At 57.6% G+C, this 25,979-nt stretch carries 22 protein-coding genes; 13 read left to right on the top strand and 9 right to left on the bottom strand.

Annotated features, from left to right (window positions below; genetic code table 11):
* From AC4BBN_RS03140 to AC4BBN_RS03120, 5 genes are all read right to left on the bottom strand, one after another.
* Nucleotides 1-1,521: a DUF4178 domain-containing protein gene (locus AC4BBN_RS03140; RefSeq protein ID WP_490590489.1), complete on the bottom strand. Its 1,521-nt coding sequence runs from the start codon at nt 1,519-1,521 to the stop codon at nt 1-3.
* Between the two features lie 15 nt (nt 1,522-1,536).
* A complete protein-coding gene (locus AC4BBN_RS03135) occupies nt 1,537-2,553 on the bottom strand; it encodes an SPFH domain-containing protein (RefSeq protein WP_490590488.1) in 1,017 nt (338 codons plus the stop codon).
* 45 nt (nt 2,554-2,598) lie between these two features.
* Nucleotides 2,599-3,414 (bottom strand): glycine-rich domain-containing protein, encoded by an 816-nt coding sequence (locus tag AC4BBN_RS03130; RefSeq protein ID WP_490590487.1) that lies wholly within the window; start codon nt 3,412-3,414, stop codon nt 2,599-2,601.
* A gap of 4 nt (nt 3,415-3,418) precedes the next feature.
* Nucleotides 3,419-3,808, bottom strand: a complete 390-nt coding sequence (locus AC4BBN_RS03125; protein ID WP_490590486.1) for an S-adenosylmethionine decarboxylase family protein — start codon at nt 3,806-3,808, stop codon at nt 3,419-3,421.
* A gap of 64 nt (nt 3,809-3,872) precedes the next feature.
* Nucleotides 3,873-4,511 carry a TetR family transcriptional regulator gene (locus AC4BBN_RS03120; RefSeq protein WP_490590485.1) on the bottom strand — a complete coding sequence of 213 codons (639 nt, stop codon included), beginning with the start codon at nt 4,509-4,511 and terminating at the stop codon, nt 3,873-3,875.
* A 97-nt stretch (nt 4,512-4,608) separates the two neighbouring features.
* On the opposite strand from AC4BBN_RS03120, the gene AC4BBN_RS03115 reads away from it, so the two are divergent.
* The 4 genes from AC4BBN_RS03115 to gshA all read left to right on the top strand — a co-directional run bounded on the left by AC4BBN_RS03115 (nt 4,609) and on the right by gshA (nt 12,448).
* Nucleotides 4,609-5,913: an efflux RND transporter periplasmic adaptor subunit gene (locus AC4BBN_RS03115; RefSeq protein WP_490590484.1), complete on the top strand. Its 1,305-nt coding sequence runs from the start codon at nt 4,609-4,611 to the stop codon at nt 5,911-5,913.
* A 14-nt stretch (nt 5,914-5,927) separates the two neighbouring features.
* Nucleotides 5,928-9,077 (top strand): efflux RND transporter permease subunit, encoded by a 3,150-nt coding sequence (locus tag AC4BBN_RS03110; protein ID WP_490590483.1) that lies wholly within the window; start codon nt 5,928-5,930, stop codon nt 9,075-9,077.
* Nucleotides 9,070-10,521 carry an efflux transporter outer membrane subunit gene (locus tag AC4BBN_RS03105; protein ID WP_490590482.1) on the top strand — a complete coding sequence of 484 codons (1,452 nt, stop codon included), beginning with the start codon at nt 9,070-9,072 and terminating at the stop codon, nt 10,519-10,521. Before AC4BBN_RS03110 ends, AC4BBN_RS03105 begins: the two co-directional genes overlap by 8 nt.
* A 340-nt stretch (nt 10,522-10,861) precedes the next feature.
* Nucleotides 10,862-12,448, top strand: a complete 1,587-nt coding sequence (gene gshA / locus AC4BBN_RS03100; RefSeq protein WP_490590481.1) for a glutamate--cysteine ligase — start codon at nt 10,862-10,864, stop codon at nt 12,446-12,448.
* A 78-nt stretch (nt 12,449-12,526) separates the two neighbouring features.
* Here the strand turns inward: gshA and AC4BBN_RS03095 are convergent, their stop codons facing one another.
* Nucleotides 12,527-13,030 (bottom strand): META domain-containing protein, encoded by a 504-nt coding sequence (locus AC4BBN_RS03095; RefSeq protein ID WP_490590480.1) that lies wholly within the window; start codon nt 13,028-13,030, stop codon nt 12,527-12,529.
* A gap of 361 nt (nt 13,031-13,391) precedes the next feature.
* Here AC4BBN_RS03095 and garD point away from each other — a divergent pair, with 361 nt between their 5' ends.
* Entirely contained in the window at nt 13,392-14,954 is a 1,563-nt protein-coding gene (gene garD, locus AC4BBN_RS03090) for a galactarate dehydratase (protein WP_490590479.1), read from the top strand.
* Between the two features lie 72 nt (nt 14,955-15,026).
* On the opposite strand, the gene AC4BBN_RS03085 is transcribed toward garD, so the two are convergent.
* Nucleotides 15,027-15,458 (bottom strand): ComEA family DNA-binding protein, encoded by a 432-nt coding sequence (locus AC4BBN_RS03085; RefSeq protein WP_490590478.1) that lies wholly within the window; start codon nt 15,456-15,458, stop codon nt 15,027-15,029.
* 183 nt (nt 15,459-15,641) lie between these two features.
* Here AC4BBN_RS03085 and AC4BBN_RS03080 point away from each other — a divergent pair, with 183 nt between their 5' ends.
* Complete coding sequence (locus AC4BBN_RS03080; RefSeq protein ID WP_490590477.1) at nt 15,642-16,649, top strand: NAD-dependent epimerase; 1,008 nt, start codon at nt 15,642-15,644, stop codon at nt 16,647-16,649.
* A gap of 3 nt (nt 16,650-16,652) precedes the next feature.
* Here AC4BBN_RS03080 and AC4BBN_RS03075 read toward each other — a convergent pair whose 3' ends face one another.
* Nucleotides 16,653-17,126 (bottom strand): low molecular weight protein-tyrosine-phosphatase, encoded by a 474-nt coding sequence (locus tag AC4BBN_RS03075; protein ID WP_490590476.1) that lies wholly within the window; start codon nt 17,124-17,126, stop codon nt 16,653-16,655.
* Between the two features lie 325 nt (nt 17,127-17,451).
* Here AC4BBN_RS03075 and AC4BBN_RS03070 point away from each other — a divergent pair, with 325 nt between their 5' ends.
* From AC4BBN_RS03070 to pepA, 5 genes are all read left to right on the top strand, one after another.
* Complete coding sequence (locus tag AC4BBN_RS03070) at nt 17,452-18,177, top strand: ABC transporter ATP-binding protein (RefSeq protein ID WP_490590475.1); 726 nt, start codon at nt 17,452-17,454, stop codon at nt 18,175-18,177.
* Entirely contained in the window at nt 18,174-19,574 is a 1,401-nt protein-coding gene (locus tag AC4BBN_RS03065) for an ABC transporter permease (protein WP_490590474.1), read from the top strand. Before AC4BBN_RS03070 ends, AC4BBN_RS03065 begins: the two co-directional genes overlap by 4 nt.
* A gap of 19 nt (nt 19,575-19,593) precedes the next feature.
* Complete coding sequence (locus AC4BBN_RS03060; RefSeq protein ID WP_490590473.1) at nt 19,594-20,364, top strand: outer membrane lipoprotein-sorting protein; 771 nt, start codon at nt 19,594-19,596, stop codon at nt 20,362-20,364.
* Nucleotides 20,365-20,368: 4 nt separating this feature from the next.
* Complete coding sequence (locus AC4BBN_RS03055) at nt 20,369-21,646, top strand: hypothetical protein (RefSeq protein ID WP_490590472.1); 1,278 nt, start codon at nt 20,369-20,371, stop codon at nt 21,644-21,646.
* Between the two features lie 196 nt (nt 21,647-21,842).
* Nucleotides 21,843-22,706: a flocculation-associated PEP-CTERM protein PepA gene (gene pepA / locus AC4BBN_RS03050; RefSeq protein ID WP_490590471.1), complete on the top strand. Its 864-nt coding sequence runs from the start codon at nt 21,843-21,845 to the stop codon at nt 22,704-22,706.
* Nucleotides 22,707-22,822: 116 nt separating this feature from the next.
* Here the strand turns inward: pepA and AC4BBN_RS03045 are convergent, their stop codons facing one another.
* Nucleotides 22,823-23,875 (bottom strand): hypothetical protein, encoded by a 1,053-nt coding sequence (locus tag AC4BBN_RS03045; RefSeq protein WP_490590470.1) that lies wholly within the window; start codon nt 23,873-23,875, stop codon nt 22,823-22,825.
* A gap of 39 nt (nt 23,876-23,914) precedes the next feature.
* Here AC4BBN_RS03045 and AC4BBN_RS03040 point away from each other — a divergent pair, with 39 nt between their 5' ends.
* Complete coding sequence (locus tag AC4BBN_RS03040) at nt 23,915-24,787, top strand: ThiF family adenylyltransferase (protein ID WP_490590469.1); 873 nt, start codon at nt 23,915-23,917, stop codon at nt 24,785-24,787.
* 649 nt (nt 24,788-25,436) lie between these two features.
* Nucleotides 25,437-25,952, top strand: coding sequence for an XrtA/PEP-CTERM system exopolysaccharide export protein (locus AC4BBN_RS03035; protein WP_490591380.1), 516 nt, complete (start codon nt 25,437-25,439; stop codon nt 25,950-25,952).
* Nucleotides 25,953-25,979: the final 27 nt, after the last annotated feature.

Raw genomic sequence — 25,979 nt, 5'->3', positions numbered from 1 at the left:
TTACTTGTGTCCGCCGCCGGATGAGAAACCACCGAACGAGCCACCCGAGGTGCGGGTGCCGCCGCTGGACGAGTTGCTGCAGTTCTGCACATTCGGGTCGCAGTCGGAACAGCGCGTCACCATGAATAACACCAGCAGCAGGATCACGAACACCCATATGGCGGTGCCCATGCTGATGTTGATGTTGTTGCCATTCAGGCTCAGGGGCGCGGCGTCGCTGCGTTTGAGCAGGTCTTTCTTGGCCTCCAGCTTGAATGCGCTGGCTACCATGCTGCTGTCGATCTTGCTGCCCACCGACCAGGTGACTTCACCGGGAGACTGCTCGCGCGATAACAGGCCTTTGCCGCTGCTGAAGTCCTGGTTGGAAGTGATCTGGCCGCGCCGCACCTGCCAGTAGAACTCGCCTGCCACATAGGTGGTTTCGGCGCGGTACGTGCTTTGCAGCCGGTACTGGCTGCCCAGGTAGCTGGCGCTCTGGCCGTTCTTGGCCATGGTGGGCGCGCCGGTGGCGGGTTTGACCACGCTCCAGCCGTCAGTCGCATCGACCAGGAATAGGAAGCCGCGCTTGCGGTGGTATAGCAGGTATTCTTCCCAGCCGAATTGCTCGTCTTCTTCGCCGGGCTCGGTGCCCATGCGGTGCTGGAAGCCCACTACCTGCCAGTCGGCGCCCTGCAGCTTGCCGACCGAGCCCAGGGGGATCAGCGGCTGCATGGGCTCGTCTTGCACCGCATGCCGCAGCTCGCCACCCACGCCGACCGTCAGGTCGATCAGGCTGTGGCACGACCCGCAGGCCAGGCTTTTGCTGCTGGCCAGCAGCGGGGTAATTGAGGCACCGCATTGCGGGCAGTTGAACTGGCGGCCTTGCTCGTCTTTGACCGATTCCTCGCGCAGGCCCACGAGCTGCAGATCTTCCAGCTGCACCGATGTCCCTATGGACAGGGTGGGCGGCTGGCTGCCGTAGTCCACGCTCAGCACCTCGCCCTCGGGGCTGCGCAGGTCCACCATGGCAAAGGGCTGGCCCAGCGCAGGCAGGCGGGGTAACTCGCCTTGGGCCGACATCAGCGCTACGGTTTGCTGGGAGGCGACACTGCAGCTCTTGCCGTTGATGGCCGTGGTGGCGCCAACACGCAGGTGTTCTGCATCCGGCAGTTCGCGCTCGGCGCGCAGCGGCGTGCTGAAGACGTAGGCGCCGTTGTCCTCGCTCAAAAAGGCTGTGCTGCCGTCGTCCAACAGGGCGACCCACTCGGTCCAGCGGCCTTCGTCGTATTTGTACTGCAGGCGGCCAACCAGGGTGAAGCCCTTGTTTTCCCAGCGGCCGCTGGCTTGTAGCTGCAGCGGGCTGTGGTCGTCGAACAGCTCGGCCATCTTGCCGATGCGCTGCAGTACTTCGCCGTTGCGTATCACCATGCTCTGGCAGTAGGCACAGATGGCGTGCGTCGATTGCGCGCTCAGAAAGTCAACCGGCGCGCCGCAGCCAGGGCAGGGCGCGCGGTAGGCGCGCTGGAGATTCGGTATCGCCACGAAGCTAAGGTGCGGCTAGACCAGTTTTTTCAGCAGTTCAGTCTTCTTGGCGTCGAACTCTTCTTGCGTGAGGATGCCCTTGGTCTTGAGTTCGCCCAGCTTTTCCAGCGTGGCCATGACTTCTTCTGGTTTCATGCCTGCCGCGTTGGCACCGCCTTGCAGGCCCGCCTGCAGGTTTTGCGCCAGTACCTGGCCGAGCGCGACGCCCGCGCCCAGGCCCATGGCGTCACCCGCCACACCGCCGCCGGAGCCTGCGCCCTCGGCAAATTTGGGGATGGCCTGCGCCGTCTGGTACTGCATGAATTTGCCCATGTCGTTGCCGACCATGCCCATGCCAATCTTCTGGTCCAGTATCTTTTGCAGGTCTTCGGGCAGGGACAGGTTTTGCACCGTCATGCCGTCCAGTTGCAGGCCGATCTTGGCGAATTCCGGCGCCAGTTGGGTGCTCAAGGCCTGGGCAAATACCTGCTGATTCGCCGCCAGGTCCAGGAAGGGGATGCCGCTGCTGGCGATCGCGTTGCTGATGTTCTGCAACACCAGGCCGCGCAACTGGCCGTCCACGTCGGCCACGCCATAGCTGTCGCGCGTGCCGGAGATTTCGGTGTGGAAGAGTTTGGGGTCGGCCACGCGGAAGCTGTAGTTGCCGAAGGCACGCAGCCGCACCGCGCCAAAGTCCTTGTCGCGGATGGTGATGGGCTGGGGCGTGCCCCATTTTTGGTCGATCTGTTGGCGCGTGCTGAAGAAGTACACATCGCTTTTGAAGGGCGACTCGAACAGCTTGTCCCAGTGCTGAAGGTAGGTCAGTACCGGCAGGGTTTGCGTGGTCAGCTTGTGGGTGCCGGGGCCGAACACGTCGGCCGCCTGGCCTTCGTTGACGAAGATGGCGACCTGCGACGCGCGCACCACCAGTGCAGCGCCGTTCTGGATTTCCATGTCGGCCATGGGGAAGCGCCAGGAAAGCAGGCCGTCGCTGTCTTCGGTCCATTGGATGATGTCAATGAACTGTTTGCGGATGAAGTCCATCAAGGCCATGGTGTGCTCCGGTAGCTGAGTGTGGTGGATGATGATACCCGCGGCCTAGTCGCCTCCGCCACCGCATCCGCCGCCACAGCCGCCTCCATCGGCGCTACCGCCGTCGCTGCTGCTGGAACTACTGTCGGAGCTGCTGTCGGAGCCGCCGAAATCACCACCACCGCAGCCTCCGCTGCTGCCGCCAAAGTCTGTGCCGCAATAGCCGCCGGCATCGCTTTGCGCGCCCACGTTGTGGCAGTCGGGTGTGTAGCGGTAGCCATCTGCAATCCCGAACTTGGCATCCAGCGCGAATAGCAAGGGCAGTCGCGTGGGTTTACGTGGGTTGATGCTTTCTTCCTTGCAGGCCCAGTACCAGGTACGCCGCAGGCCGTTGTTGCGCCGGGCATTGCTGCCCATGGCTTCGGCGGGCGTGTGGTGCAGCATGTGACCAAAGGCGCGTTGGCACCACAGCGCGTAGCCCTGGGTATGCAGGATGTAGGCGTGCCAGGCGCTGTCCACCACCTTGGATGGCATGCCGACGAATTGCTGTCCGCTACGCAGATAGGCCATAAAGAACTGGCGCAGGCCGCGCAGCACCAACTCGGCATCGCGCGGCTGCAGGCCGGGGTGGGCTTCTAGGATTTTGGCGGCCAGAAAGCGAGGGAATTCTGCGTCACGAATGAACTGGCGGCGCAGGCTTTGCTCCCAGGCGCGCAAGGCGGCCCACAGCATGGCGCCCATGGGCAAGACCAGCGCAGGCCACCAATGGTGGCGGGCAAAGCCCCAGATGCAGATCGGCAAGACCAGCAGTGCGCTGATACGGCGTAGCCACACCAGTGCGTAAATGCGTTGGTAGGGGCGGAGGTGGTGCAAGGCCGGCATGGCGTCAGCCCGGCTGCGGGGTCAGTCCGCCGCGCTGCAGGCGGTGGTGCTCGGTGCGGCCGGGCATGAATAGCGCGATCAGGCTGTCTAGCAGCAGCTGGGCTTTGGCCGAGTGGTCGGCGCCGAAATTGCACACATACACGTCCAGCGTCACGGCCGACTGCTCGGGCCAGGTGTGCACGCATAAGTGCGACTCTGCTAGCAAAATGGTAGCAGTAACCCCACCTGGACCCTGCGCTGTGGCAGGAAAACTATGGAAGAGTTCGCCCACGGCCTGCAGGCCTGCGGCTTGCACGGCATCCCGGCAGGCCACACCCAGCAGCTGGGCATCCAGCAGCCAGGCGCTGGCACAGCGGCAGTGGTGGAGATCGGCGGTGAGGTGCAGGCCTTGCATGGGGCCAGACTGTAGCGGCCTTTTGTGCGTTATCTCGCACTACATGGCGCTACGTGGCGCTACGTCAGCTGCGTTGAACGCGCGGCGGATTGGTCTGCAGGCCGGCCATCACCATGTCCACCATTGATGGTGCAGCTGTCTCCAGCGAGAAACTGTGCGGCGACAGCAGCCATTCCCGCATGGTGCCGGCGATAAAGAAATTGATGATTTGCTGGGACAGGAGCACATCGGTGTCAGCGGGCAGTTGGCCGTTGTTCACCGCGCGCACCAGAATGCCCTGGATCTGGGTGAAGCATTCATCGCGCCTTGCCAGCTTGTTCTCCATCACGGTGACCACTTCGCCGATGTTTTCGCATTTGAAAAACATGATGCTGAACACCCGCTGCTGCCGTGGCGAGCCGGCCAGCGTTGTCAAAGCCCGTACGCACATCTGGCGCAATGCGGCCAGCGGATTGGTGTCGGCGCATACGTCCAGTTCGACAAGCATGGCCTCCATCGGTAACATGGCCTGCGCAATCAGCGCTTGCAGTACGTCGGCCTTGTCTTTGAAGTGCCAGTAAATTGCGCCACGCGTCATTCCAGCTGCGGCGGCGATGTCATTCAGCGTGGTGTGGGCAACACCTTTGTCAAAGAACATTTGCTCCGCGGCTTCCAGTAACGCGGCATAGGTATGCTCTGCGTCCTCTTTGGTTTTTCTAGCCATGGTCGTGTCTTGCTGCTGTAAGAGTTAGTAACGTAGTTGAAACAAACATTCGTGAATGTATGTGATACTACACCCTCCAATTAAACCATTTATGTCTATGTCCATCGCATCTCCTCGCGCTTCATCGACCGAAAACCGCAACACCCGCTTTGCGCACCGGCGGTGGATATCCCCATTTTTGTTGGCGGCCCTGCCTTTGGCCCTGGTGGCTTGCGGCAAGTCCACCGGTGCGGCGGGCGGTCCGGGGGGCGCGATGCCCCCGCCCGAGGTGTCGGTGGTCACGGTGCAGGCCCAGGCCCATGCGGTCGAGTTGGAGTATGTCGGCCAGACCGCCGGTTCGCGTGAAACCGAAGTGCGTGCGCGTGTAGCCGGCATTCTGGAAAAGCGTTTGTACGAAGAAGGTTCGCTGGTCAAGGCCGGCACGCCCTTGTTCCAGATCGACCCGGGTACCTTCCAGACCCAGGCCGCTTCGGCAGAAGCCAATGTGGCTGTAGCCCAGGCCAAGGTCAACCAGGCCCGCCGTGACCAGGCCCGCCTGGCCCCACTGGCGGCTGAAAAAGCCATCAGCCAAAAAGAATTTGACGACAGCAAGTCCACCCTGGAATCCGCCGAAGCCTCGCTGAAGCAGGCCCAGGCCCAGGCCAACGAAGCCCGCTTGAACCTGGGCTACACCAAGGTGGTGGCCCCCATCAGTGGCACCACCGGCACGGCATCCAAGTCGGATGGCGCCCTGGTGTCGGCCAGCGACAGCCTGCTGACCACGATCGTGCAAACCAACCCGATGTACGTGAACTTCAGCGTATCGGAAAGCGATTTGCTGCGCATGACCAAGCAAGTGAGTACCGGCCAACTGAGCGTGCCCGGCCAGCGCTCGGCCAACGGCAGCCTGGGCTTTACCGTCAATGTGAAGCTGGCCGATGGCAGCATCTTCCCGCGTGCCGGCAAGCTCAATTTCGCCAGCGAAAAGGTGAATCCACAAACCGGCAGCTTTGACGCCCGTGCCGAGATCCCCAACCCCGATGGCAGCCTGCGTCCCGGCCAGTTCGTGCGAGTGCTGCTCAGCGGCGCAAGCCGCCCTAACTCCATCACCGTGCCCCAGCGCGCGGTGATCGACAGCCCCATGGGCAAGATGGTGTTCACTGTGTCGCCAGACGACAAGCTGGTACCCCACCCGGTGGAGCTGGACGGCTGGAGCAAGGGCGAATGGATCGTCACCAAGGGCATACAGAGCGGCGACCGTGTGCTGGTCGAAGGCTTCATCAAAGCCCATGAGCCCGGCATGACCGTGAAGCCAGTGCCCTATGTGGCCAAGGCCGCCAACGGCCAGCCCGCTGGGGCGCCTGCGTCCGAAGCAAAAACACCCGCAGCGCCTGCCAGTGCTGCGCAAGCTGCTTCGAAATAAGGAGCAACTGACCCATGTTTTCCAAGTTCTTTATTGACCGTCCGATCTTCGCGACGGTGCTATCGCTGTTCCTGGTGCTCGCCGGGTTGGCCGCCATGCGTGTGCTGCCGATCTCGCGCTACCCGGAAATCTCGCCACCGGTGGTGAGCGTCAGCGCGGTCTACCCCGGTGCTTCGGCCGAAGTGCTGGAAACCACCGTGGCCGCGCCTATCGAGCAGGCCATCAACGGCGTCGAGAAGATGCTCTATATGAGCTCCACCTCGTCCGGTGACGGCGCGGTGTCCATCAGCATCACTTTCGATGTCGGTACCGACCTGGACATCGCCGCAGTGAACGTGAACAACCGCGTGAACCAGGTGCTGAGCAAGCTGCCCCAAGAAGTGCAGCGCCAGGGCGTGACTGTGGCCAAGAGCTCGGCCAGCTTCATGACGGTGGCGGCGATCTATTCGCCCGACGACCGCTATGACGCGCTGTACATCTCCAACTACGTGACGCAGAACGTGTTGGACGCGATCAAGCGGGTGCCCGGCACCACCAATGTGCAGATCTTCGGTGCCAAAGACTACGCCATGCGCATCTGGCTGCGCCCGGACCGCATGGCCCAGCTGGGCGTCACGGTGGGCGATATTTCGGGTGCCATTACCGAGCAGAACGCGCAGTACGCGGCAGGCAAGATCGGCGCCCCGCCGAACAATACCGAAGAGCTGACGCTCACGGTCACCGCCAAGGGCCGCCTGCTGGAGCCCGATGACTTTGCCAACATCGTCGTGCGCAGTGGCGCCAACGGAGCGATTGTTCGCGTCAAGGACGTGGCCCGCGTTGAGCTGGGCGCCAAGGACTACAACTTCTATGGCCGCGTGAACGGCCACCCCACGGTGCCTGTTGGTATCTTCTTGCAGACCGGCGCGAATGCGCTGGAAACCCGTGAAGCGGTGGAAAAGACCCTGCAAGATCTCAAGGCCAAGTTCCCTGAAGGCCTGACCTACTCCACACCCTACGACACCACGCCTTTCGTCACGGAGTCCATCCACGAAGTGCTGAAAACCCTGGCGGAAGCCATGGTGCTGGTGTTCATCGTGGTGTATGTGTTCCTGCAAAGCTGGCGCGCCACCATCATCCCGACGCTGGCTGTGCCGGTGTCGCTGATCGGCACCATGGCCGGCCTGCATCTGTTGGGCTACAGCATCAACACCTTGACGCTGTTCGGCATGGTGCTGGCCATCGGTATCGTGGTGGATGACGCCATCGTGGTGCTGGAAAACGTCGAGCGCCTGATGCATGAAGAGGGCATGACGCCGCGCGAAGCCGCGATTGAAGCCATGCGTGAAGTGACCGGCCCGGTGATCGCCATCGTTCTGGTGCTGTGCGCGGCCTTCATCCCGGTGGCCTTCCTGGGCGGCTTGGCGGGCGAGTTGTACCGCCAGTTCTCCGTCACCATCACCATCGCCGTCTGCTTGTCGGGCGTGGTGGCGTTGACCTTGACGCCGGCACTCTGCGCCGTGCTGCTCAAGCCGGGTGCCGAGCGCAAGAACAAGGTGTTTACCTGGTTCAACAAGAGCTTCAGCAACCTGACCCACCGCTATACCAAGGGCGTGGCCTTCTTCCTGAAGCGCGGCGTGCTGGGTCTGGTGCTGTTCGTTGCCATGGGCGCGTTGACGGGCGTGCTGTTCAAGCTCGTGCCCAGCAGCCTGGTGCCGGACGAAGACCAGGGCTACTACATCGCTGCGGTCATCTTGCCGGAAGGTTCGTCTCTGGACCGTACCAACCAGGTGGTCAAGCAGGTCGAAGCCGCTGTGGGCGGTAACAAGAACATCGACACCACGTTCAGCTTGGTGGGCTTGAACTTTTTGGGTGGCGGCGGCTTGAAGTCGTCGGCGGCCACCATGTTCTTCCCGCTCAAGCCTTGGGGCGAGCGCGACCAGTCTGCCCAGCAGATGGTGGGCGAGTTCTACATGAAGACGGGCGGCATCAAGGAAGGTCTGCCCTTGGCCTTCGGTCCTCCGGCTATCCAGGGCCTGGGCCAGACTGGTGGTTTCGAGTTCTATTTGCAAAACAAGGGTGACGGTGGCGTGCGCCGCCTGGCCCAATTGCTGCCAGCCCTGCTGGAAGAAGCCAACAAGCAGCCCGAGTTGCAAGGCGTGAAGACGCTGTGGCAAGCCAACTCGCCCCAGCTCTTTGTAAGCGTCGATACCGAGAAGGCCCGCTCCATGGGCATCGCCGTGGCCGACATCTACAACACGTTGGCGGCTACGTTGGGTAGCTACTATGTGAATGACTTCAACAAGAGCGGCCGTATCTACCAGGTGCTGATGCAGGCCGAAGGCCAGTTCCGCTCCAAGCCAGACGACATTGGTGCGCTGTATGTGCGTTCCAATGCCGGCAAGATGATCCAGCTGCGTTCTGTGGCAGACGTGAAGTTCGTGGCCGGACCGGAATCCGTGCAGCATTTCAACGCGCTGCCATCGATCCAGATCCTGGGCGATCCCAAGCCAGGTTTCAGCTCGGGCCAGGCCATTGCCGCCATGGAACGCGCTGCCAACAAGGTTCTGCCATCTGACATGGGCTACGACTGGGGCGGAACCGCGTTCCAGCAAAAGCGCAGCAGCGGTGCTGCGGGCCTGGCCATTGGCGCGGGCTTTGTGATGATCTTCTTGATCTTGGCCGCGCAGTATGAAAAGTGGTCGCTGCCGTTCTCGGTGCTGCTGGCTTTGCCCTTCGGTATCTTCGGCGCGCTGGTGGCGGTGTACCTGCGCAACCATGCGAACGACGTGTACTTCCAGATCGGGCTGGTCACGCTGCTGGGGCTATCGGCGAAGAACGCGATTCTGATCGTGGAGTTCGCGATGATGAAGGTGCACGACGGCATGACCCCAGTGGCTGCGGCCCTGGAAGCCGCGCGCCTGCGCTTCCGTCCCATCATCATGACCTCGCTGGCCTTTATTCTGGGTGTGGTGCCCTTGGCCATCTCCACCGGCGCCGGCGCGGCAGCGCGCCAGTCCATTGGTACGGGTGTGGTGGGCGGCATGATTGCAGCGACCTTCCTGGCGGTGTTCCTGGTGCCGCTGTTCTTTAAATTGGTGAACGACTGGCACTTCCGCAGCAATCCGGAAGACTTTGACAGCGTGAACAAACCCGCCCACGGCGAAGGAGCGGCCCATGTTTAAGCGCATGCCCAAATTTGCTATATCTTTGATAGCTGCTGGCGTACTGTCTGCCTGCGGTATTGCGCCTGTAGGCCCTGATTACAAACGGCCTGAGCTGGATGTACCGGCCACGCTGTCAGTAAACGGCACAGCCACCAATGTGGACTGGCTGAGCTGGTGGAAGGGCTTCCAGGACCCGGTGCTGGACAGCTTGCTGCAGGAAGCCTCCAGCAACAGCCAGGACTTGGCCTTGGCTACGGCCCGCATCGCCGAAGCCCGAGCTACGGTGGACCAGAACCTGTCCAATTTCTACCCCTCGGTGGACTTGACGGCTGGTGCTACGCGCAAGCGCGGCAGTGAGAATTCGGCTTCGTTTACCCCAGGCGCGAACCCTTACTCCAACGACCGCCAGCTGGGCCTGAGTGCCAGCTACGAGATCGACTTCTGGGGCAAGTACGCACGCGCCGACGAGGCCGCCAAAGCCCGCCTGCTCAGCCAGGCCGCCAGCCGAGGCACGGTGCTGACCACGCTGTACGCCAACGTGGCGCAAAGCTACTTTGCACTGCGTGGGCTGGATGCGCAAACTACGCTGGCCGAACAAACCCTGGCCACCCGACAAGAGAACCTGCGCTTGCAGAAGCGCCGCTTCGACGCCGGTGTGATTGGCGAGCTGGACATGCGCCAGGCCGAGTCCGAAGCCGCCGGCATCGAAGCCACGCTGCAACAGACCCGCCAAAGCCGTAGCAATGCCGAGTCGGCCCTGGCCGTGCTGTTGGGCCGCAAGCCCAGCGACATCGTGCGCCCGGTGCTGGCACGCGGTGCGGAACTTGGCAAGCTGTACGCAGCCCAACCGATTCCTGCGGACCTGCCGTCCGACGTGCTGACGCGCCGGCCCGACGTGGTCAGCGCCGAGCAAAGCCTGATTGCGGCCAACGCCGACATCGGCCAGGCCCGTGCCGCCTACTTCCCCAAGTTCAGCTTGACCGCGAGCCTGGGCCAGCAGTCGAAAGACATGTCGAATCTGTTTGATCCGGCATCTTTGTTCTGGAGCCTGGTGGGCAACCTGACCCAGCCTATCTTCCGTGGTGGCGCATTGAAAGCTGTGGAAGCCGCCGCCAATGCCCGCCAGCAGCAGGCTGTGGCCACGTACACGCAGACCGTGCAAAACGCCTTCCGCGACGTGCATGACGCTTTGAACAATGTGTCTACTGGCAACGAGATCACCGCCACCACAGCCAAGCGCATCGCGGCATTGCGCGGCACCTTGCGCCTGGCGGACCTGCGCTACAAGGGCGGCTATTCCAGCTACCTGGATGTGCTGAATGCGCAGCGCGATCTGATGCAGGCCGAGTCTGGCCTGATCGACGCGCAGCGCACCCAGCTGAACGCGGTAGTCAGCCTGTACAAGGCTCTCGGCGGCGGCTGGGATGCCAGCAACCTGGTGGCCCAGGGCACCCAGCCCTGAGCATCCGCTGACCAGCCTGTTTGCCGAACGGCAGCAGGTTGGTTTGAATATCAAAATAGCACCCAGCGCAGACAATACCTGCGCTGGGTGCTATTTTATTTGTAGCGGTATGGAGGTGCTGGTGTGCTCGCTGCATCCATGCACAGTGATGGCTTGGGCGTGCAGCCTGCCGTCCATAGGCCGCTGAGGCCGAGGTTGTCTCTGGTGGCCATGCAGGCCGCAGCTGCCTGTGATACCTTCCGTGCCCAGTTCAGAATAGATTTACGCTTGATTGACGTAGCAGCCGTGGCCGCAGGCCAGCACCGGCTACTGCGTGAGTTCTCTTACGGATACCCACGACATGCCCAGTTTGCCCACACCGTCCCACGCCGCCTTGCTGGAGCGCCTGCATGCGCTCGCGCCCGCCCGGCTCCAGGGCATACGCCGTGGGCTGGAGAAGGAAAGCCTGCGCGCCCAACCCGGCGGCAGCCTGGCGCTGACGCCGCATCCCGCTGCGCTGGGCTCGGCACTCACGCACCCGCACATCACCACCGACTTCAGCGAGTCTCAGGTCGAGCTGATCACCGGCGTGCATGCAGGCGTGGAAGCCTGCCTGGACGAGCTGACCGAGGTGCACCAGTTCACTTACCGGGCCATGCAGGCCGTGGGCGACGAGATGCTGTGGGTGTCCAGCATGCCCTGCGGTTTGCCTACGGACGAGACCATTCCCATTGGCCGCTATGGCAGCTCGAACGTGGGCCGCGCCAAGAGCGTGTACCGCATGGGCCTGGGCCACCGTTATGGCCGGCGCATGCAGACCATCTCCGGTATCCACTACAACTGGTCGATGCCGGGCGTGTCCAGTGAGGAGTATTTCGGACTCATCCGCAACTTCCGCCGCCATGCCTTTTTGCTGCTATACCTGTTCGGTGCGTCACCGGCCGTATGCTCCAGCTTTGTCGCCGGGCGCCAGCATGAGCTGCAGCAGCTCAATGAGCGCACCATGTACATGCCGCACGGTACGTCGCTGCGCATGGGCCGCCTGGGCTACCAGAGTGATGCCCAGGCCTCGCTGGCCGTTAGCTACAACAGCCTGGAAGGCTATGGCGCGTCACTGCAAGAAGCGCTGACACGCCCGTACCCGGCCTACAAGGCGGTGGGCGTGCGCGGCACCGGTGGTGATTACAACCAGCTCGCCACCAGCTTGTTGCAGATTGAGAACGAGTTTTACGGCACCATTCGCCCCAAGCGCGTCATTCATCCGGGCGAGCGTCCGTTGCATGCTCTGCGCGAGCGCGGCGTGGAGTATGTGGAAGTGCGCCTGCTGGACCTGGACCCGTTCGTGCCCGTGGGCATCACGGCGCAGACCATGCGTTTCATCGATGTATTTCTGTTGCACTGCCTGCTCTCCGACAGCCCGCCCGACAGTCCGCAGGAAATCACCGAGCTGGCCCATAACCAGCACCGGGTGGCCGCCCGTGGCCGTGAACCCGGCTTGACCCTGGAGCGCGCCGGTACTGAAGTGCCCTTGACCGCCTGGGGCCAGGAGCTGGTGGCAGCCTGCCGTCCAATCGCCGCCGCGTTGGACGCCACCCATGGCGGCCAGCTGTACACCGATGCGCTGGATACCGCCGATGCGGCCTTGCTTGACCCCAGCCTGCTGTCGTCGGCCCGCGTGCTGGCCGCCATGCAAAGCGGCCACGGCGGCGCTTTCGTACCGTTCATCGCCGAGCAGTCGCAACGCACCCGCGAGACGCTGCTGGATTTGCAGTTCACCGCCGAGCAGCAAGCCCGTTTCGAAGCCATGACGGTACAGTCCGTCCAGGCGCAGAAAGACATAGAAGCGGCCGACACCATGCCCTTCGACGTCTATTTACCGCAGTATCTTTCTCCCGAGCGGCTGGAGGTGAAGCACCGCCGTACGCCCGCAACCGCGCAGTCTGCCTGATTCTGGTTTTTGGATGAAATCTGCCGCTGGCGCAGTATTTAACTGCGCTGGAAGCTATTAAAAATATAGCGGGCTGATTCAGAGCTTGGGGGTACCAGTCCACACCAGGGTCTGGCCCTGGCTAGATACCAGCCGCAGCACGGGTGGGCTGCCCGCAGTCATCAGCAATTGCAAAGGCTGGGCGAGCAGGGCGCTGATGGCTTTGTCTGCCTCCATCAGCGGCGCCTCGCAGCCCCTGCGCGTGCCCATCAGCGGGCCCACCTCCAGCACGCCCGCACCCAGGGTCTGGTAGTTGCCGCCCAGGCTATTGCAGCCACCGCTTACCGCCATGCGGTCGGCCATGAATTCCATGACAAAGCGGCGGTCTGCGCGCGGGAACAGCACTGCCATGCGTTGGCCTTGCCCGTCGCTGGCTGAGTCCAGCGTCCATTGAAAAGCTTGCAGCTGGCTGGCCGTAGGTGGGCTGGCGTGGGGCATGGCTGGGGCGTTGGCTTTGGACGCGCAGGCGGTCAGCGCGCCGCCCAATACTAGGAATACCAGGGTACAGGCCATGGCGAGCAGGCCGGCAGAACGGTTCAGCATATAAAAATTTCTCCTGCGTATTTTGAAATGGCAGTCTGCCATGGTAGGCCTTTTGCCTGGCTTGCAGGCTAGGCAATCGTTTTCCTTGGGTTGCTTAAATTTTAGGCGCCGCAAGCTTTATCTTTATAAAACAAAGACTTAGCCGCCCCATACAGCGGTTTTCCGAACTTATCCACAAGTTTGTCCAGTGCCGGCGGGTAAAACTTTGCGGGCGGCTGTGGCGTGCTGCTGCGCGTTTCTCCAGCTTGACGCCGCCGCAGGCTTGGGGCATCATTCCTGGGTGTTGTCTGACAACTGATGACGCCCCAGATTTACCACATCCCCACGCGCACGCACCGCCCCACTATAAGGACACGCCCGTATGACTTCCTCCACCCCGCTGACCATTTCCATGCATCCGCGGGACAACGTGGCCATCGTGGCGAACGACGGTGGCCTGCCCGCGGGCACCGTGCTGCCCAGCGGCCTGGTGCTGCGCGACAAGGTGCCGCAGGGCCACAAGGTCAACCTGGTAGACCTGGCCGCCGACGCGCCGGTGCTGCGCTACAACGTGGTCATCGGCTATGCAGAGCGCGATATCCCGGCCGGCAGCTGGGTCCATGAGCGTCTGCTGAAAATGCCTGCAGCCCGCGAACTGGAAGGCCTGCCCATGCCCGGCGACGCCGGGGTGGTGCCGCCCCCCGTGCTGCTGCCGCTGGAGGGCTATACCTTTGAGGGCTACCGCAACGTCGATGGTTCGGTGGGCAGCCGCAACATCCTGGCAATCACCACCACGGTGCAATGCGTGGCTGGCGTGCTGGATTTCGCGGTCAAACGCATCAAGTCTGATCTGATGCCGCGCTATCCAAATGTGGACGACGTGGTGGGGCTGGAACACACCTACGGCTGCGGTGTCGCGATCGACGCGCCCGATGCCATCATCCCCATCCGCACACTGCGCAACATCAGCCTGAACCCGAATTTTGGCGGCGAGGTGATGGTGCTGAGCCTGGGCTGCGAGAAGCTGCAACCCGAGCGCCTGCTGCCGCCGGGTGTGATCCCGATTGAGGACCAGCGCGATGCTGTTTTGGACGTGGTCTGCCTGCAGGCCGAAGAAAACGTGGGTTTCATGTCCATGATTGACGCCATCTTGCGCCAAGCCGAGGTGCATCTGCAGCGGCTGAACTTGCGCCGCCGCGAGGTCGTGCCCGCATCCGAGCTGGTGGTGGGTGTGCAGTGCGGCGGCAGCGATGCATTTTCGGGCGTGACGGCCAACCCGGCCGTGGGCTTTGCCACCGACCTGTTGGTGCGTGCGGGCGCCACCGTGATGTTTTCTGAAACCACCGAGGTGCGCGACGGCATTGCCCAGCTGACCTCGCGCGCCAGCAGTACCGAGGTGGCCGATGCCATGGTGCGCGAAATGGCCTGGTACGACAACTACCTGCAAAAGGGCCGGGTGGACCGCAGCGCCAACACCACGCCGGGCAATAAGCTGGGCGGTTTGTCGAATATCGTCGAGAAGGCCATGGGCTCCATCGTCAAGTCCGGCAGCGCGCCGATCTCGGGTGTGCTGTCGCCCGGTGAGAAGCTGAAGCAAAAAGGTCTGATTTATGCCGCAACCCCGGCCAGCGACTTCATCTGCGGCACGCTGCAGTTGGCGGCCGGTATGAATGTGCACATCTTCACCACCGGCCGAGGCACACCCTACGGTCTGGCCGAGGTACCGGTCATCAAGGTGGCCACGCGTAGCGACCTGGCGCGCCGCTGGCATGACCTGATGGACGTCAACGCCGGCCGTATTGCCGACGGATCGGCCACCATCGAGGACGTGGGTTGGGAGCTGTTCCACCTGATGCTGGCGGTGGCCAGTGGTAAAAAGACCTGGGCAGAGCAGTGGGGCCTGCAAAACTCCTTGGTGTTGTTCAACCCGGCGCCAGTGACCTGAGCTGGGGCTAGTCCAGCGCTGGCTCCATGAAAAAACCCGCCGAAGCGGGTTTGGGAGGAGGGGCTGGTTCGCTTATTTCTTGGTCGCGCTGGCGGCTGCTACGGGTTTGTCGGCGGCAGCTGCGTCAGCCTTGGCTTTTTTCGCATCGGCCTTGGCCTTTTTGGCGTCGGCTTTCGCATCCGCTGCAGCTGGCGCAGCAGCTGCGGCGGGAGCAGCCTTAGCGGCGGGAGCGGCTGCGCCATTGAATGTGCTGCCATTGACGGTCAGGCCACCGGCAGAAAACTTGGCAGCGTTTTTGTCGCCAACGCCTTTGACGCGCTCGATCAAGTCGCTCCAGTCCTTGAACTCGCCCTTTTTGCGTTCATCCAGAATCTTGCTGGAAATGCCCGGGCCTATACCTTTGACGCCGTCGAGATCGGCCACGCTTGCCTTGTTTACGTCCACCGCAGCGAAAGCCATGGCCGCAGTCAGCATGGCCAGAATGGCCAGAATCTTCTTCAACATAGGTTTTTCCTTTAAGTTCATGAGCGCCGCATGCCAACGCGGCAGTAGCGTTCAATGGCCAGCATACAACGCCAGACGGGCGTTTGGGGTTGACGTGCCGCCCTAAGCGCGCTGCTGGGCCGAACGCAGCAGTAACACCGGCTAAGATAGCCCCTCACAAGCATAGAGCAGAAGGATTCGGTCATGAAAATATTGGTCACGGGTGCGGCAGGTTTCATTGGTATGACTGCGTCGCTGAAGCTGTTGGCGCGCGGAGATGAGGTCGTCGGCCTGGACAATCTGAATGACTATTACGATGTCAATCTGAAGCACAACCGCCTGAAGCGCCTGACGCCGCAGAGCAACTTTCGCTTCGTACAGATGGACGTTGCCGACCGTGCGGGCATAGCCGATTTGTTTGCTCGCGAGAAGTTTGACCGCGTCATCCACCTTGCTGCCCAGGCGGGTGTGCGCTATTCCCTGCAAAACCCGCTGGCCTATGTAGACAGCAACCTGGTGGGTTTCATCAATATTCTGGAAGGATGCCGCCACAGCAAGGTTCAGCATCTGGTGTACGCGTCCAGCTCCAGCGTGTACGGTGGCAACACCAAGATGCCGTTCTCCGAGCATGACAGCGTCGACCATCCCGTCAGCCTGTATGCCGCCACCAAGAAGGCCAACGAGTTGATGGCGCACACCTACAGCCATCTGTACGGTTTGCCCACCACGGGCCTGCGGTTTTTCACGGTCTATGGCCCATGGGGCCGGCCCGACATGGCTTTGTTCCTGTTCACCAAGGCCATCTTGGAAGGGCGCCCGATCGACGTCTTCAACCACGGGAACATGCAGCGCGACTTCACCTACGTAGACGATATCGTCGAAGGTGTGGTGCGTGTGCTGGACCGTGTGGCTGCGCCCAACCCGGAATATGACGCTGTATTGGCTGACCCCGCCACAAGCAACGCGCCTTACCGTGTGTTCAATATTGGCAATAACAATCCTGTCCGTTTGCTGGACTTTATCGGTTGTATCGAAGATGCCCTGGGCCAAAAGGCCGAGAAGCGTCTATTGCCGCTGCAAGATGGCGATGTACCGGAAACCTATGCGAACACCGACGCACTGCAGGACTGGGTGGGATTTGTGCCGGGAACCAGCGTGCAGACCGGTATCGGTAACTTCGTCGCCTGGTACCGCGACTACTACAAGGTTTAAACCTTATCTGATGAGGCTTTGACAGTGCGCAATCACACCGCGCGCGCTAGCCTCGCAGAGGTCCAGCACCCGCTCGAAACCTTGGGCATTGCCAAAATACGGGTCTGGTACTTCATCTATATCCGTCTTGTGGGCGTACGCCATAAAGCTCTGCACCTTGTGCTTCAGGTGGCTGGGACATATTTGCTGCAGGTCGGCTAGGTTGGACTGGTCCATCGCCAATATCAATTCGTAGGCGTTGAAGTCACTTTCTGCGACTTTGCGTGAACGGTCCTTGCCTGCGGCATAGCCCCTGGCAGACAGCGCATTCTTGGCACGTGCGTCCATTCGTTCGCTGATGCGGCCTGCGTGGGTGCCTGCCGAGTCCACCCTTAACTTGCGTTTCAGGCCAGCATCTTCGGCAAACTTGAGCAGGACAGCCTGCGCCATGGGCGAGCGGCAGATATTGGCCTTGCAGACTATCAATATTTTGAGCATCGGAAGATACTGTGATGGTGCAATTTCGATGGGGCTGAAAATGGTGTTAAACCAGCTGTGGTGAGCGACCTCGGGATCCGGTTCGGTGGCCGGAGCGTCTAGCATCTTACTCATTATCTGAGTAGTGATTTCACCCTCTGTGGCCGCTATAGTGTGAGTGAGCTTTCTCGTTCAACCAGGCGTCCAACGGACTGCACTTCAATACCTGCATATGCTGGGTGATCTTGACCTTGATTGTGGGTACGACGTGCTCTGGCGTGGTGATAATGATTGCCCGTAGCCAAGCCGTGGATGAGTGGCCTGCAACCGTAGGAACGAGGGATACATGACAGAAAAAACCTTGAGTCAGCAGCCAGTGGCAATGCTTACGCAAGTCGAGAAAACCTACAGGCTCGATTCGGTGAGTGTCCCCGTCATCAAAGGCGTCGACGTGATGGTGCGATCAGCATGTTTTACAGTGCTGATGGGGCCATCTGGGAGTGGGAAGACCACCTTGCTCAATATGATTGGTTGCATCGACAAGCCGGATAAGGGCCAAATTGTCGTGTCGGACTGCAAGGTCGGCGAGCTGAGCGACGACGCTTTGTCTGACTTTCGCGCCAAGAACATTGGCTTCATTTTCCAAAACTTCAACCTGCTTCCGGTCCTGAGTGCCTACGAGAATATCGAATATCCGTTGTTGCTGGCTGGGGTGTCTGCCAAAACGCGTGGTACACGTGTACCTAAGTTGTTAGAGGCGGTAGGGCTGGAAGATCGGGCTAAGAACTTGCCAGGCCAGTTGTCCGGCGGCCAGCGGCAGCGCGTGGCCATCGCCCGGGCTTTGGCCCGCAAGCCCAAATTGGTTATTGCAGATGAGCCGACGGCAAATCTGGACAGCCAGACAGGAGCTGCCATTTTGTCTTTGATGCGCCGCATGGTGGACCGTTACCAGATCTCTTTTATTTTTTCGTCCCACGATCCAGAAGTTATCAAAGCGGCGGATGACACGATTTTTCTGCACGATGGCGTGATCCGTGATGTTCAGCGCAAGAACATGGGTGCGCCAAAATGACAAGAACCTTGAATCTGGCTGTGCGCAATTTGCTGCGCAACCGGCGCCGCTCTCTTGCCACTTTGGTGGCTATGTCGATTGGCTGTGCCGCAATATTGTTGTTCGGCGGCTTTAGCGGCAACATCAATTACGAGATGCACACCCGAATCGTGCAGCGCGGTGGGCATTTGCAGATCCAGCACCGCGATTTCTATCTTTATGGCAGTGGTAACCCTACTGACTACGGTATCAGTGACTACGCCAAAATTTTGACGGATATCCAGCAAGACGAAGTGCTTCGCAAAATGGTGCTGGTCGCTACTCCTACCCTGCAGTTCGGCGGTATTGCAGGAAACTATGCCGCCAGCGTATCCCGCACCGTGATTGGGACGGGGTTCGTGGCCGAAGACATCAACCGCATGCGCCACTGGAACGACTTTGGCCTGCGCTCCAAGGCGCCGATTTCGACCTTGGAGGGAACTGCGCTGGACTCTGCCGTGGTGGGTGTGGGAGTTGCGAGGGTGCTGCAGCTGTGCGAGGCCTTGAAGGTGGAGCACTGCCCCAAACCGGACAAGAAGCGATCGGGAGACGGTGAGGCCGTGCCAGACGATATCGCCCAGCTCAGCATGCAAGAGTCAAAAGCTGCATCCGGCGCAAGCAATGTCAGCCCGCGCAGGGTTGAAGTGCTTTTGGTGAACTCCAGAGGTGCGCCGAATGTGACTTCTCTGGAGGTGGTGAGGGCCGAGGACCAGGGCGTCAAGGAACTGGACGAGATCGCGCTCATCATGCACTTGGCAAAAATCCAGCAACTGGTCTACGGCAAGTCGGCCCCTAAAGTGACTTCCATCATTCTTCAGCTGAGGCATTCCGATCAGATCCCTGCTGCGGTGGCGCGCCTGGAGCCCATATTGGCGAAGTATTCCAGCAGCCAGCCATTGGCGGTGCTCAACTTCCGCATGCTGAATCCTTTCTATGTGCAAACGGTGCAAATGTTTGACACCATATTTGGATTTGTTTTTGTTCTTATAGGCGCGATTGTGCTGTTCACCGTCAGCAACACCATGAATACCGCTGTGGTTGAACGTACGGTAGAAATTGGGACCTTGCGGGCCATCGGTGTGCGACGTGCCGGTATCCGTGGATTGTTCGTCACAGAGGGGGCTTTGCTGGGTGTGTGTGGCGCGGTTTTGGGTGTCGTGCTGGCTTTGGTGATTTCTGCAATCATTAACCAGCTGGATATTCTTTGGGTTCCGCCCAGTACGGTAGAGCCGGTGCCTCTGACTATATTGGTGGCTGGCGAACTAAAAATGATTATTGGCACTACCTTGGGCCTGATTGGCATTGCCATACTGTCCGCTTGGTGGCCCGCCTACCAAGCTGCACAACTCAAGATCGTTGAAGCATTGCGCCACGTTTGAAATCATCAAGGCAGTCATCATGAAGTCATTACGCATATTCCTATGTATCTGTTTGCATGGAACTGGCTCGGCTTGGGCTGCACCATCGGCTGAAGAGATACTTGTCGCCAGCGATGCCATCCGCAACCCCGGTCGTGCATTCAGTGTCACCGTTACGCTGACGGAGTTTCAGGGAGGTAAGCAGGCTGACAGCAGCACCTTGACCAGTTATTCCTTGAGCCAGCAACAGGGCGGGCAATTCTCCAGCTTGATACGGTTTGTCTTACCTGCTCGTGATGCGGGTAAGTTGATGCTTAAAAGCGGCAACGATATGTGGTTCTATGACCCCAGCAGCAAAGCCAGCGTTCGCCTGTCCCCCCAACAGCGCTTGCTTGGGCAAGCGTCTAATGGCGACGTGGCGACGGTGAACTTGGCGAAAGACTACAAGGCAACGCTTGCTGGTGAGGAAGAGGTGCAGGATGGCGAAAAGCATATGCGCAAGGCATACAAGTTGGCTTTGACCGCAGCGACTCCCGATGTCACATATGCCAGCATTGAAATGTGGGTGGATAAGGAAAACAACCGGCCTATCAAGGGGCGGTTCTATGCAGAATCGTCCCGGCTTCTCAAAACGGTGTACTACCGGCGATTTCAGCCGCAATTAGGCGCTGAGCGGCCTACAGAGAGCGTGATCATTGACGGCCTGGATCCCCAATCCGTGACGCTCATGCGTTTTTCCGATTACAAAGCCCGTAACATTCCCGAAAGCTGGATGCAAAGAGATTTTCTGCCCCGTTTTCAACCTGATTAAACCGATGACTATCGTTTCTCGTTCCTTTTTTTTGTCTGCTCTCACGCTGGCAATGATGCAGCCTTTGCCATCTTTGAGCGCTACTGGCGCCGAGGTAGATGCACTTAATCTCGAAAGCGATATGAGTGTTGCTACCGAAGGCACCCGGGACACCAAGCTTTTTGTTGAGGGCGCTATTGGTAATGCGAGTCAGCGATACAAGTCGAGCAGTGTGGACACATCTCGCGCGTCCATAGATTTCACCCATAGTGCGCGTCTTGCCCATGGCTGGCGGGGGTTGCTCTCTGACCGGTTCGATCAAATCCATCCCCGAGATGCAGGTCTTGACGAGAGTGTTAACAGCTTGCGTGAGGCCTATGTAAGTTGGCAGTCGGATGACGGGGGGCTAATCGCAGAAGCTGGGCGCATCAATTTGCGCTATGGGCCGAGCTATGGCTACAACCCAACAGATTTTTTTCGCGATGGCAGCTTGCGTGTGGTGACCACTGCAGATCCCTTTGCACTCCGAGAGAACAGATTGGGTACTGCCATGCTGAGGGTCCAAAGCATATGGACTGGTGGATCTCTGTCGGTCGCATTTGCTCCGAAGCTTGCAGACCAGCCTAATCAAGACACGTGGAGCCTTGATCTTGGATCTACCAATAATCGGGATCGGGTTTTAGTGGCTCTTGGGAGCCAATTTTCTCAGCGGGTGAGCAGCCAATTTTTTTTGTATAAGCAGGATGGCCTATCCTCAGCTCTGGGGGCTAATCTAACAGCTTTGTTGTCGGATGCAGCCGTAGCGCACCTCGAGTGGTCCCGCGGCAGGGAGTCAGATCTATTGAGCGGTTTTACGGCGCTACCCGGTAGTACGTCAACGCGCAACCGTTTTGCTGGTGGAGCCACCTACACCACGCTGAGTAAGCTGTCGTTAACTGCTGAATACCAATACAACGGCTTTGCACCCGATAAGCCAGACTGGTCTGCGCCAGGAATGGGAGGGGTTCTGGCGCAACAAGCATATCTCGGCAAATCCCTGCGATTGCAAGAGCTTGCATCTCGGCAAGCCTATTTGGTTTACGTGACGCAAAAGGGTCTGCTGCTTAAGGATTTGGATTTGACAGCTTATCTGAGGGTCAATGTGGGCGACAGCAGCCGGCTCGCTTGGTTGGAATTGCGTCACCACTGGTCAAAGTTTGATTTGACATTTCAATTACAGCAGAGTGCAGGGCGTACTGGCAGTGATTTTGGAGACCTACCGGACCGTCGGACCATGCAAGTTTTGGGTACCTACTTCTTTTAACGTCTCCCGTGACCTGAGTTTTGCTGAGATGTTATGTCGGAAAACCTTACATTAAAACCTCTGTCAGATGGTTGTATTTCCATAAGCCATTGATTTTAATGGTTATATTCTAGTTGGCACACTGCATGCTTTGTAAGAGAAACGGTCGACTCCGCAGTGGACCAGACTGTTTAACTTTCACTCTAAGGGGTACATCATGAAATTTTCGATGCCAAAAGTCTCCGCTGCAGCAATGGCGGCTGGTGTTGTGCTCGCATTGAGCGCAGGTTCTGCGTCTGCGGTCCCAACATTTACTATTGATAGTGGTGCTATCACTGGTACGACACAGTTAAAAACTGGCGATAAGTTCTCCGGCACTTCCTCGGAGTTGCTGCATACTTCGGCAACTGGTCATACAGGTTCCGGCTGGTTACAAATCAGTACCTTGGATTTTCTGGGCTCCGCCGTAAAAGGTTTCGGTAGCGCTCTAGGTAGCTACGGCTTATACGTGACGTATGACCTGGCTGATACTTACGTTGGTGGTGGCGCCGGTATTAACACTGCAGGCAGCGTTGCTACGCTGACCCTGCTGAATTTCAAGGTATGGGCTGATCCTCTGAATAACAATTCTTTCACGCAGGCAAGCGCTGCTGGCACAGGCACTGAAGCTACTGTTTCTGGCACTTCCGATGACATCTTGCTGGGCTATGGCTCCTTGATTAATGGTGTTGCCGGTTTTAACAGTTTGGGTGGTGCATACACCAATGCGGTCAATACCCTTGCTCTGTGCACAGGCGCTGGTACGGCTAAGATTGGCGCAACTGCTGTGCCGTCTGCGGATTGCACAAGCGGAACTGGTAAGAGTTTCTTTGTTGATCCTGATCCGTTTTACACATTTGCCTTCACAGAGTTGAATAACACTACACAAGGCTTGTCTTCCAACGGGAATCTGGTTGCAATTAATCAAGCTACGGGTGCTATCGACTTCAACAGCGTTCCAGAGCCAGGTTCCCTGGCACTGTTCGGTGTAGGTTTGGCTGGTTTGGCTGCATCCGCAAGCCGTCGTAAATCTTCCAAATAGGAAGTTATCAAAAATATAGACCTGTAATTAAGGTTAAATTCAAAAAGCGAGGTTCTGCCTCGCTTTTTTTTACCCAAAATTTTAGTAAAAGTATTTAAACTCAAAATTACGCAATCTTATTCGCCTAATTTTGTTCTGATGTATTGATTGACAGGTGGTCTTGCCGTTCGAATGCTTGGCGAAGCTGCTTTCCCTGCACGAAAGACCATCATCGGCAAGCGCCCGGGGGCAATTTCTTCCCAGCCGGAAACCAAGAAGGACCTAAGTTCATCGGATGGGCCTTGACCGGAGCTATTAGGTAGTGCGAACATACACGATGCGGCCAATGGTTGCATGGCTATTCCCAAAAGTGTTGCTTTCAACCATACGCGCTCAAGTGCTGCTCCCGCATTGACTGCCCCCTTTTCTATTCCACCAGTTGTAGTGAGCAAACCTAGCGCAGGGGCTTGCCAGCAAGGTAAAAAACCAGCTCTTAGGCCAATGATATGGTGTAGCCCTATGCTCGTTAATGGGCGCATCAAATACCAGTTTCGCAGAGCCTTGAAGATCGGGCGCATAGGAGCTTCGATGTCGAGTGCGCCAGGAGGAAGTAACGTCTTTGAAGTTTCGTTCCACTTTAGGTCGAAACGAATGGATGAGAATAGATCTTCATGCAATGACTTTCGTAAAAATCGTTCACTTTCGGCCGACCATATGAGCTGAAGCGCCTTTTTTCTATGGTTGCCAGTTAGCCAGGTGAGTTGTATCCCATCGACCCCAGTAGCTGCATCGTTCAAGGCGCTGATCTGATGTTCCTCAAGCTTGGAGCCTTGGTACATTCGTCGATTGGTGTGCCGATGTGGAACTGCACTTGCAAACTCGTCGAAAATTGGCTCGGCTATGGTGTGAAATTTCAGTTCCGCAAATGGCCCTGAGTTGTTATGCTCGTAGAGCCAGGTGATATTGCTGTTCAAACCCAGTGCAAGGGCTTCTATCCGCATGTTCTCAATCACGGCGCCTATTGATACAAGGCCTAACGTCAAACGGATGGGGTTGATCGTCGAAGAAAATGCATCCGAGGGCCACAACCGAATTGCGGAATCCAGAATTTCTGCCTGAAATACATGCTGGTTGTCAGCAGACGGTGCAAAAACGCCGCTGTGCAGAATTTTTAAAAGCTTATCTTTCATCTAAATTCTCCTTTTGTTCAAATTTTGGTTGATTAAATTATGGATATAAAATTTAATTATGAAAAAGCTTTTTCAAGAAATATTGGATGGCTTACTTCTAGCGAGCAATTAAAGCTAAAAAACGCAAAAATTGCTATAGCTGGATTAGGTGGCGTGGGGGGGGCGCATCTATTGACACTTGCGCGTCTGGGTGTCGGTAGTTTTAACATATCAGATTTTGATATATTTGATATTCACAACATGAATAGACAATCCGGTGCGTTTATGTCGTCCATGGGGGCAAAGAAGCTTGAAACCATGACCAGAATGGCCAAAGATGTCAATCCAGATCTTAATATTCAAATTTTTCCAGAGGGCGTACAAAAGTCTAATGTTGATACGTTTTTACGTGACGTGGACGTATATGTAGATGCGCTTGATTTTTTTGCATTACCAGCACGCCGTATGGTATTTGCCAAATGTAGAGAAAAAGGTATCCCTGCCTTGACAGCCGCACCACTGGGCATGGGGGCTGCTCTTTTATATTTCAGCCCAACTGCAATGAGTTTTGAAGACTACTTCAAGATGGAGGGCCATGTTGAGCAGGAGCAATATGCACGTTTTATAGCAGGTTTGTCTCCTTCCATGCTAAACCGTAACTATTTAGTTACACCCGAATCGGTAAATTTTCGCGAAAGGCGCGGGCCGTCCACAGTCATGGCTTGCGATCTTTGCGCGGGTGTTGTTGGAACATCTGTTTTGAAATTGCTGCTGAATCGGGGGGCAATGAAGGCTGTACCTTGGGGTATGCATTTTGATGCATATCATCAAAAGCTTAAATTTACTTGGCGGCCTTGGGGGAACTCCAATCCACTTCAGAAACTGCTACTGCGATTTATTAGACCAATTTTACAAGGGCAAGTTAAAAAATAGCTAATAAATAAATTTATTTGAAAACTCTCATTTGCCCAGGTATTAATATAATCAATGTATTATTTACGCAGTAGCTTTCTGCTTTTCTGTCATCAAGGGTATTTGTAGATATTTATAATATTTGGTATTTGGTAAAATATTTTATCAATCTCAGTGGATTCGTAAAATATATGAAATTAAGAACATTTTCTCTTATTGCAATTAATTCTTCTTATGAAATATTAATTGCAAGAAGCTGAAAGTTGATATCTCTAATATATTCTTGATTGAAAGAATTTATTTTTATTACCTATCTAGAAATCGTAGTCTGGTGTAGTAAGAAGTTCAACTGACTCAGATGGGCAGGGATTTTTCTGAGGTTCGTTCCACTTCAGTAGGTTGGACACATTGACCCAGCGCATCGAGCATGCCTTTCAGGCTAAATTAGGCATCTATAAACATAGCTTTTTGACTATAGAATTGCATCGAATTGGGTTATATTAAAACTAGGTATGTGCAGTCAATCAATCCAGTACGGGGAGTAATTTTGAACACTTTTAACATTTTTTTGGTGGCTGCCGCTCGGTGGTGCTTAGTAGCACTAGTAGGGTCTTTTGTAACTGCTTGTTCATTGTTTTCGCCAGCGTTTCCTGCCGCTCCGGCATTGGCAATGCCTGCGACAGACTACAACTACATCATTGGCCCGGGAGACTCACTCAACATCATCGTATGGAGAAATCCAGAGTTGTCGATGACCGTTCCTGTCCGACCTGACGGAAAGCTGACTACGCCACTGATAGATGAGCTGGGCGTACAAGGCAAGACATCTGTAGAGGTGGCACGAGAGGTCGAAAAACTACTCGCAAAGTTTGTCCGAGATCCTGTCGTAACAGTTATTGTTACAGGTTTTGTCGGACCATATAGCGAGCAGATACGTGTGGTTGGTGAAGCTACAAAACCCCAAGTCTTACCTTATAAAAATAAGATGACTGTCCTGGATGTGATGATTGCTGTTGGTGGCCTGACTGATTTTGCAGACGGCAACGCCGCAACTATTTTAAGAACGGCAGAGGGCGATAAACGGTACACAGTGCGATTAAAGGATTTAATTAAACGAGGTGATGTTTCGTTAAATGTAGAAATGCGACCTGGGGATATCTTGATAATCCCGCAAGGGTGGTTTTGATTATATTTCTTTTACGCAATGATGAAT

The sequence above is a fragment of the Rhodoferax sp. SPJ21 genome, assembly GCF_058216335.1.
The sequence above is the reverse complement of the archived record's forward strand: the minus strand, read 5'-3'. Positions and strand labels throughout refer to the sequence as shown.

Excerpts from the sequence above, each read along its gene's own strand:
- AC4BBN_RS03085 (WP_490590478.1), bottom strand. The coding sequence starts at position 15,458 with ATGTTGAAGAAGATTCTGGCCATTCTGGCCATGCTGACTGCGGCCATG.
- AC4BBN_RS03130 (WP_490590487.1), bottom strand. The coding sequence starts at position 3,414 with ATGCCGGCCTTGCACCACCTCCGCCCCTACCAACGCATTTACGCACTG.
- AC4BBN_RS03095 (WP_490590480.1), bottom strand. The coding sequence starts at position 13,030 with ATGCTGAACCGTTCTGCCGGCCTGCTCGCCATGGCCTGTACCCTGGTA.
- AC4BBN_RS03135 (WP_490590488.1), bottom strand. The coding sequence starts at position 2,553 with ATGGCCTTGATGGACTTCATCCGCAAACAGTTCATTGACATCATCCAA.
- AC4BBN_RS03040 (WP_490590469.1), top strand. The coding sequence starts at position 23,915 with ATGGATATAAAATTTAATTATGAAAAAGCTTTTTCAAGAAATATTGGA.
- AC4BBN_RS03125 (WP_490590486.1), bottom strand. The coding sequence starts at position 3,808 with ATGCAAGGCCTGCACCTCACCGCCGATCTCCACCACTGCCGCTGTGCC.
- AC4BBN_RS03105 (WP_490590482.1), top strand. The coding sequence starts at position 9,070 with ATGTTTAAGCGCATGCCCAAATTTGCTATATCTTTGATAGCTGCTGGC.
- gshA (WP_490590481.1), top strand. The coding sequence starts at position 10,862 with ATGCCCAGTTTGCCCACACCGTCCCACGCCGCCTTGCTGGAGCGCCTG.
- AC4BBN_RS03060 (WP_490590473.1), top strand. The coding sequence starts at position 19,594 with ATGAAGTCATTACGCATATTCCTATGTATCTGTTTGCATGGAACTGGC.
- AC4BBN_RS03110 (WP_490590483.1), top strand. The coding sequence starts at position 5,928 with ATGTTTTCCAAGTTCTTTATTGACCGTCCGATCTTCGCGACGGTGCTA.
- pepA (WP_490590471.1), top strand. The coding sequence starts at position 21,843 with ATGAAATTTTCGATGCCAAAAGTCTCCGCTGCAGCAATGGCGGCTGGT.
- garD (WP_490590479.1), top strand. The coding sequence starts at position 13,392 with ATGACTTCCTCCACCCCGCTGACCATTTCCATGCATCCGCGGGACAAC.
- AC4BBN_RS03070 (WP_490590475.1), top strand. The coding sequence starts at position 17,452 with ATGACAGAAAAAACCTTGAGTCAGCAGCCAGTGGCAATGCTTACGCAA.
- AC4BBN_RS03055 (WP_490590472.1), top strand. The coding sequence starts at position 20,369 with ATGACTATCGTTTCTCGTTCCTTTTTTTTGTCTGCTCTCACGCTGGCA.
- AC4BBN_RS03075 (WP_490590476.1), bottom strand. The coding sequence starts at position 17,126 with ATGCTCAAAATATTGATAGTCTGCAAGGCCAATATCTGCCGCTCGCCC.
- AC4BBN_RS03035 (WP_490591380.1), top strand. The coding sequence starts at position 25,437 with ATGCCTGCGACAGACTACAACTACATCATTGGCCCGGGAGACTCACTC.
- AC4BBN_RS03065 (WP_490590474.1), top strand. The coding sequence starts at position 18,174 with ATGACAAGAACCTTGAATCTGGCTGTGCGCAATTTGCTGCGCAACCGG.
- AC4BBN_RS03120 (WP_490590485.1), bottom strand. The coding sequence starts at position 4,511 with ATGGCTAGAAAAACCAAAGAGGACGCAGAGCATACCTATGCCGCGTTA.
- AC4BBN_RS03045 (WP_490590470.1), bottom strand. The coding sequence starts at position 23,875 with ATGAAAGATAAGCTTTTAAAAATTCTGCACAGCGGCGTTTTTGCACCG.
- AC4BBN_RS03080 (WP_490590477.1), top strand. The coding sequence starts at position 15,642 with ATGAAAATATTGGTCACGGGTGCGGCAGGTTTCATTGGTATGACTGCG.
- AC4BBN_RS03115 (WP_490590484.1), top strand. The coding sequence starts at position 4,609 with ATGTCCATCGCATCTCCTCGCGCTTCATCGACCGAAAACCGCAACACC.